General features: G+C 39.3%; 1 protein-coding gene. It reads right to left on the bottom strand.

Going from position 1 to position 1,450, the window contains the following annotated elements; translation table 11 throughout:
* Window positions 1-1,450: S8 family serine peptidase (locus ACFTSA_RS24450; RefSeq protein WP_377954691.1), on the bottom strand; the 1,450-nt coding region annotated here is incomplete at both ends.

The following is a 1,450-nucleotide window of genomic DNA, read 5'->3' as shown; positions in this document are numbered from 1 at the left end:
CTACTACACCTTTTGTTTCATCCACTACTTCAATTCTCGTTTGTGAATGGATTGCTTCATAAGGATCGACTTGTCCAGCACCCGATTCAAATACACTATAATCACCATTTAATGGATCAGCTGTATTCATTAATGTTTGTTTTACTTGTGCTGGTGTTAAATTTGGATTTGCTTGTAATAATAAAGCTGCAACTCCAGCTACGTTTGGTGTAGCCATCGATGTACCAGATAAATTATCGTACGCATACTGATAATTTCCAATTTGATCTGCACCATGCATATAGGATGGGACAGTTGAGAATACTGCAACACCTGGTGCTGTTACTTCAGGTTTAATATCATATGTGATACGAGCTGGACCACGAGAACTGAATGACGCCAATGTACTTCCTGGATTCGTTATTTGTCCCATTTCATCAAATGAGAATGTTGGCGTACCTGTACCAAGTTTAGCGATCAGGTCATTACCTTGCTCATATGACATAGAGAAGGTCGGAATCATTCCATAGCCCGCACCTAAGTATGCTGGAATAAACCCTTCACCAGCTATATTGTCAGCCATAAGAACTGCTGCTGCACCATGTTTTTGGGCAATTGTGATTTTATCAATCAGCGCATTTAAACCTCGTTTTACGAGTACGATTTTACCATTCACATCGATATTTTTATAATCGGTATCTGCACCGTAATTCGGTACTAAAACGATTGGTAAATTTTTACCTTTTAAACTATCTACATTATCGTTTAAACCTTTACCTAATAATTTTAAATCAGCAGTTACATCAGACGTTCCATGTAATGTACCTTTTGATGTAGCAATGACTGTTTTTGTATCATTTGCACCCACTGTAATTGGCAATGCTGCAGCTCCGGGCGCACCTACTGTATACATGCCATTACCAGCATTACCAGCTGCTACAACTGCCGTTACACCAGAAAGGACCGCGTTGTTTAAGGCAAGACTTTCAACATTTTCTGGATCATTTACGCTAGCGCCAAGTGATAAATTGATAACATCCATGCCGTCAGATATCGCCTTATCAATTCCACCTAAAACATTTTCTGTTGTACCCGAACCAAATTTTCCTAATACACGGTATACATATAAATCAGCATCAGGTGCTACACCAGTTACAGCATAATCCGTATTATTTTTACCACGACCAGCGATGATTCCTGATACATGTGTTCCATGTTCTGTGTAGTACGCTTCACCAGTAAGTGGATCTTTTTCCCCTAATCCCGATTTTTTCCAATCATCATATGTTGTTTCCATTGGATCTGCATCATTGTCGACAAAATCCCAACCTTTTACAGAACTAGGACTGATTGTCTTTGGATCAACACCAGGTTGTGCGCGATAGCCTTTATATGCATCCTTTAAATCCGGGTGATTATAATCAATACCTGTATCAATTACCCCAACTTTAACGCCTTTTCCAGTAAATCC

It is taken from the genome of Arthrobacter sp. NPDC057013, assembly GCF_042674585.1.
GTDB lineage: Bacteria > Actinomycetota > Actinomycetes > Actinomycetales > Micrococcaceae > Arthrobacter.
Note: the sequence above shows the minus strand (reverse complement) of the source record. Positions and strands in the feature narration are given on the sequence as shown.